General features: G+C 65.7%; 4 protein-coding genes and 2 pseudogenes. 4 read left to right on the forward strand and 2 right to left on the reverse strand.

Features of this window, described 5'->3' with window-relative positions:
• Positions 1 to 48 precede the first annotated feature (48 nt).
• Positions 49 to 360, forward strand: coding sequence for a hypothetical protein (locus HPC46_RS33525; RefSeq protein ID WP_179476310.1), 312 nt, complete (start codon positions 49 to 51; stop codon positions 358 to 360).
• A gap of 2 nt (positions 361 to 362) precedes the next feature.
• Positions 363 to 842, forward strand: coding sequence for a ribonuclease E activity regulator RraA (rraA, locus tag HPC46_RS33530; RefSeq protein WP_179476311.1), 480 nt, complete (start codon positions 363 to 365; stop codon positions 840 to 842).
• Here the strand turns inward: rraA and HPC46_RS33535 are convergent.
• Positions 839 to 2,308, reverse strand: coding sequence for a flavin-containing monooxygenase (locus HPC46_RS33535; RefSeq protein WP_179476312.1), 1,470 nt, complete (start codon positions 2,306 to 2,308; stop codon positions 839 to 841). The genes rraA and HPC46_RS33535 overlap by 4 nt on opposite strands.
• Positions 2,309 to 2,385: 77 nt before the next feature.
• Between HPC46_RS33535 and HPC46_RS33540 the strand changes: the two genes are divergently transcribed.
• A complete protein-coding gene (locus tag HPC46_RS33540; protein ID WP_179476313.1) occupies positions 2,386 to 3,048 on the forward strand; it encodes a TetR/AcrR family transcriptional regulator in 663 nt (220 codons plus the stop codon).
• Positions 3,049 to 3,103: 55 nt separating this feature from the next.
• Positions 3,104 to 5,452 (forward strand): annotated as a pseudogene (locus HPC46_RS33545) (penicillin-binding protein); the annotation flags it as partial.
• Here HPC46_RS33545 and HPC46_RS33550 read toward each other — a convergent pair.
• Positions 5,433 to 5,559, reverse strand: a pseudogene (locus tag HPC46_RS33550) (ABC transporter permease); the annotation flags it as partial. The pseudogenes HPC46_RS33545 and HPC46_RS33550 sit on opposite strands and share 20 nt — an antisense overlap.

Genomic DNA, 5,559 nt, shown 5'->3' on the forward strand with positions numbered 1-5,559 from the left:
CTGAGGCGAGCTATATCCACTCCACACGTATCGTCGGCACGGTCCGATGTGTATAAGAGCCAGGCCAAGCAGGCTGCTCCCCGAAAGGCCCCGGCCAAGAAGGCGGCACCGCCCGCCGAACCCCCCACCCCAGCCGAGCTCGCCACGGGCAACGGCGCACCACCGGTCACCGACGGCGCCCGTGCGGCGGCCGCCACCGCCAAGTCGTCGGTGGAGCAGGCCGCCAATCCGGTGCCGCCGCCGGCCCCGCTACCCGCCCCGCAGTCCGGGCGCTCGCCGTTGCCGTTCGCCGTCGCCTTCGCGGTGGCCGTGCTGATCGCTCTGCTGATGCGCCGCCTGCGGCACCGGCGGACCGAGTGAGCATGGCCGTCACATTCCGTGCCACGGCCGATCTCGTCGACGACATCGGACCCGAGGTCCGCAGCTGCGATGTCCAGTTCCGCCAGTTCGGCGGTCGCACCGAATTCGCGGGGCCGATCAGCACGGTCCGCTGCTTCCAGGACAACGCCCTGCTGAAGTCGGTGCTGTCCGAGCCGGGCCACGGGCGCGTTCTGGTGATCGACGGCGACGCATCGGTGCACACGGCGCTGGTCGGTGACCTGATCGCGGAGCTGGGCCGATCCAATGGCTGGGCAGGACTCATCGTGCACGGCGCCGTGCGCGACGCCACCACGCTGCGCACACTCGACATCGGTATCAAGGCGCTGGGAACCAATCCCCGCAAGAGCACCAAGACCGGCGCCGGCGAACGCGATGTCACCGTCAGCTTCGGCGGTGTCAGCTTCGCCCCCGGCGACGTCGCCTACAGCGACGACGACGGGATCGTCGTCACCTCCGGCTAAACACTCACCGGGACACGGTGTTTGGCGAAGCTCAGCGCTTCGTCGTCGACCTTGCCGTGCCGGATCAGTCCCAGGTCCAGCAGATAGTTCTGCTTGAGCCGCCACGGGGCCCGCGAACCTGCCTTGGGCAGGTGGTCCAGCGCCCGCAAAACGTAGCCGGGGGTGAAGTCCATCAGCGGACGTTCCTCGATATCGGCACCGGGTTGCGTGGGTACGACGCGGTCATATCCTCCCGCATCCATGTAATTCAGTACGCGGCAGACGAATTCGGAGACCAGGTCAGCCTTCAACGTCCATGACGCATTGGTGTAGCCGATGGTGAAGGCCATGTTCGGCACGCCGGAGAGCATCATGCCCTTGTAGGCCATCGTGGTGGTGAGGTCGAGCGGCTCACCGTCCCTGCGGATCTCGGCACCTCCGAACAGTTGGAGGTTCAAACCGGTTGCGGTGACGATGATGTCGGCTGCCAGCTCCCGGCCTGAGGTCAGTTTGATTCCCGTCGGCGTGAAGCGCTCGATCGTGTCGGTGACCACCTCGGCCTGGCCCTTGCGGATGGTGCGGAACAGATCTCCATTGGGCGCCAGGCACAGTCGCTCGTCCCAAACCCGGTAGCTCGGGCCGAAGTGCTTGTTCACGTCGTAACCCTCGGGCAGCCGGCGCTGCGCCATCGTCATCAGCTGCTTGCGCATGAAATTCGGGAACCGCCGGGCCAGCCGGTACTGCGCGGACTGGAACAGGATGCTCTTCCACCGGTTGGCGATATAGGCGAGTTTGGCGGGCAGCAGCTTGTTCATCCGGACCGCGAAGGGGTCGACGTCGGGCAGCGAACCGATGTAGGTCGGTGAGCGCTGCAGCATCGTTACGTGCCCGGCACCCGAATTAGCAAGGGCGGGAATGAGAGTCACGGCAGTCGCGCCACTGCCGATCACCACAACCCGCTTGCCGGCGTAGTCGAGATCCTCGGGCCAATGCTGGGGATGAACGACAGTGCCGGTGAAGTCCTCAGAACCGGGGAATTCCGGCGAGTAGCCCTGGTCGTAGTTGTAGTAGCCACTGCAGGCGAACAGGAACGAGCAGGTGATGTCCTTGCACTCGCCGCCGGACTCGACGCGCACCGTCCACTGGTTGTCCGCGCTGGACCACTCGGCGGCCACCACATGCTGGCGAAAGCGGATGTGCTTGTCGATGCCGGACTCGCGGACCGTCTCGCTCAGGTAGGCCATGATCGAGGGCCCGTCGGCGATCGCCTTCTGCGACGTCCAGGGCTTGAACCGGAAGCCCAAGGTGAACATGTCGGAGTCCGACCGAATGCCGGGGTATTTGAACAGGTCCCAGGTGCCCCCGAGATTCTCCCGGCGCTCCAGGATCACGAAGTTCTTCGACGGGCAGCGGTCCTGCAGATGCCAGGCAGCGCTGATCCCGGAGATTCCGGCGCCCACGATCACCACATCGACATGTTCAGTCATGCCGGCCACGCTATCAACACGGTGTTGAATAGGTCAACGGTGTGTTGAATAATTCGACACCCTGTAAAGTAACGCCCGTGCCAGCTGCCACCCCGACCCGCGTTCGCGGCCGTCGCGCCACCCGCCCCTCCGGCGACGATCGTGAGGCGGCCATCCTGCGCACGCTGGAGGACATGCTCGAGCAACGGCCGTTCACCGAGATCTCGGTGGACGACCTCGCCAAGGGCGCCGGCCTGTCCCGCCCGACCTTCTACTTCTATTTCGCGTCCAAGGACGCGGTACTGGTGCGTCTGTTCGCCAAGGCGATCACGGCCTCGGGGGCGCAGCAGCAAGGACAGCAACAGACCGACGCCGACCCCGAACAGCCGCAGCAAGGCTGGCACGACGGCATTTACGCGTTCTTCGATACGCTGCGCCCGCATCGGGCGGTCGTGCTCGCCGGGTTGGCGGCCATGACCACCAACGCCGAGCTGCGCGAGATGTGGACAACGTTCATGACCGGCTGGATCGATTACACGGCCGGGCTGATCACCAGGGAGCGGGACCGGGGCGCGGCGCCCGACACGATTCCGGCTCACGATCTGGCGACGGCGCTGAACCTGATGAACGAGCGTGTGGTGTTCGCCGCCCAGGGCAGCCAGAAGCCGACCCTGCCGGAAGCCGCCGCCCTGGAAGCGCTCGCCCACATCTGGATCGCCAGCATCTACGGCGGGGCTGGGGTTTCTGCGGCCTCGGTTTGATTCCGGCTTCGCATATTGGATTCGTCTCCCGAGCGGGTGGCCCTAGTCTGGCGGGGTGCCGGACCCACACCCCACGACTCCCACTGCGGGCGCCACCGTTGCCAAGCTCGCGTTGTACTGCGTGTTGGCCGGTGTCTTGGTGGCGGCCATGCTCTTTCCCCTCGCAGGCGGTGCGGGCATCGTCGTCAACCACGCCTCCGATGTGGCCGCACAGGACTCGACGGACTTGATGACGGGCGAGGTGCCCACGGTCTCCACGATGGTCGACGCCGCAGGAAATCCGATCGCCTGGATCTACGCGCAACGGCGCTGGCCGGTGCCCAGCGACCGGATCGCCGCCACGATGAAGCTGGCGATCATCTCGATCGAGGACAAGCGGTTCGTCGACCACAACGGCGTCGACGTCCAGGGCACCCTGACCGGACTCATCGGCTACCTCAGGGGTGATCTGGACACCCGCGGCGGGTCGACAATCGAGCAGCAGTACGTCAAGAACTACAACTTGTTGGTCAACGCCCAAACCGACGCCGAGCGGCGGGCGGCGATCGAGACGACGCCCGCGCGCAAACTGCGTGAGATCCGGATGGCCCTGGCCCTGGACAAGGCGCTCGACAAAGAGGAGATCCTCACCCGTTACCTGAATCTGGTCTACTTCGGCAACGGCGCGTACGGCGTGCAAGACGCCGCCAAGACATACTTCGGCATCAATGCCAGCGACCTGAACTGGCAGCAGGCCGCCCTACTGGCTGGGATCGTCCAGTCGACCAGTGCACTGAACCCCTACACCAACCCCGACGCCGCGCTGGCCCGCCGCAACGTAGTGCTCGACACGTTGATCGAGAACGAGCCCGCCAGGGCCGTGGAGCTGCGCGCCGCCCGCGAGCAACCCCTGGGCATCCTGCCGCAGCCCAACAGTCTGCCGCAGGGTTGTATCGCAGCCGGCGACCGCGGCTTCTTCTGCGACTACGTGCTGCAGTACCTGGCCCGCGCCGGACTGTCCAAAGACGAAGTGGCGCGCAACGGCTATCTGATCCGCACCACCCTGGACCCGCGGGTTCAGAACAGCGTCAAGAAGGCGATCGACACCGTCGCCAGCCCGAAGCTGGACGGGGTCGCCAGCGTGATGAGCGTCATCCAGCCCGGCAAGACCAGCCACAAGGTGCTCGCGATGGGCGACAACCGCAACTACGGTCTGCAACTCGATGCCGGCCAGACCGTGCAGCCCCAGCCCTTCTCGCTGGCCGGTGACGGGGCCGGTTCGATCTTCAAGATCTTCACCACCGCGGCCGCGCTCGACATGGGCATGGGCATCAACGCCCAGCTCGAGGTTCCGGCGCAGTTTCAGGGCAAGGGCCTGGGCACCAGCAACACCCCGGGATGCCCTAAGGAGACCTGGTGTGTGAAGAACGCCGGCAACTACCGCAGCCCGATGAGCGTGACCGATGCGCTGGCGCAGTCGCCCAACACCGCCTTCGCCCGGCTGATCGGGCAGGTCGGCGTGCCGCGCGCGGTCGACATGGCGGTCAAGTTGGGTCTACGGTCCTACGCCGAACCCGGCACCGCGCGAGCCTACGAGCCGAACAGCAACGAAAGCCTGGCCGATTTCGTCAAGCGACAGAACCTCGGCTCGTTCACGCTGGGACCGTTCGAACTCAATGCGCTCGAGTTATCCAATGTCGCAGCCACGTTGGCCTCCGGCGGGATGTGGTGCCCACCCAGTCCGGTCGACAAGATCTTCGACCGCAACGGCCGCGAGGTCGCCGTCGAGACACAGACCTGCGAGCAGGCGGTCCCCGAAGGCCTGGCCAACACGTTGACCAATGCGCTGTCCAAGGATTCCACCGGCGGTACGGCGGCGGGTTCGGCGGGCTCGGCGGGCTGGAGCCTGCCGATGGCGGGTAAGACCGGCACCACCGAATCGCATCGCTCGTCAGGATTTCTCGGCTTCACCAATCAATACGCGGCGGCCAACTACATTTTCGACGACTCCACCAATCCCGGCGGCCTGTGCTCGTATCCACTGCGCAAGTGCGGCTACGGCAACCTCTACGGCGGCAACGAGCCGGCCCGGACCTGGTTCCTGGCGATGAAACCGATCGCAGAAGACTTCGGCCCGATCTCGCTGCCGCCCACCGACAAGCGCTACGTCGAGGGCGGTCCGGGCAGCACAGTGCCCAGCGTTACCGGCCTGAGCTTCGACGCCGCACGAAAGCGATTGCGGGACGCCGGTTTCCAGGTCGCAGATATGCCCACTCCGATCAACAGCTTCTCGTCAAGGGGAGCGGTGGTCGGAACCACGCCGTCGGGCAAGACCATTCCTGGGTCGATCATCACGATCAACACCAGCAACGGAATCCCGCCTGCACCGCCGCCGGATCTGGCACCACCGCCAACGTCCCACCAGCAGCCAACGTCAAAAACCCGACGATCACCACAGTGCCGCCGATCATCGCCAACGTGCCCGCACCCATGCTGATCTCCGCGATCAACCGGATGATCTCCTTACGGAAA

Source organism: Mycolicibacterium vinylchloridicum, assembly GCF_013404075.1.
In the GTDB taxonomy this organism is placed as follows: Bacteria; Actinomycetota; Actinomycetes; order Mycobacteriales; family Mycobacteriaceae; genus Mycobacterium; species Mycobacterium vinylchloridicum.